1 protein-coding gene is annotated in these 397 nt (G+C 62.4%); it reads right to left on the minus strand.

All coding sequences use genetic code 11. From position 1 onward, the window contains the following. Window positions 1-397: isochorismatase family protein (locus AC1DK4_RS40855; protein WP_477132283.1), on the minus strand; the 397-nt coding region annotated here is incomplete at both ends.

Raw genomic sequence — 397 nt, forward strand, 5'->3', positions numbered from 1 at the left:
GCATGGCGCTCAGTGCGAAGGTGGTGTTGCAGACTTCGGTGGCGCTCAGTGCGAAGGTGGTGTTGCAGACTTCGGTCCAAAGCCCGGCCACGACGATCTTCTTGCGGCCGTTGGCGGCCAGTGCGTCGCGCACCTTCTGGTCGTCCCACGAGTTCATCGAGGTGCGCTCCAGCGTTTCCTTGCCASGGAACACGTCAAGCAGCTCGGGGTAGGTGTAGCCGGAGAACGAATCGCTTTCGACGGTGGTGATCGTGGTCGGCACGTCGAAGATCTTCGCTGCCTTGGCCAGGCCCACGACGTTGTTCTTCATGGTCTGGCGGTCCATCGACTGCACGCCAAAGGCCATCTGGGGCTGGTGGTCGATGACGATCAGCTGGCTGTTGCGCGGGGTCAGGAC

The sequence above is a fragment of the Cupriavidus sp. 05N38 genome, from assembly GCF_056397345.1.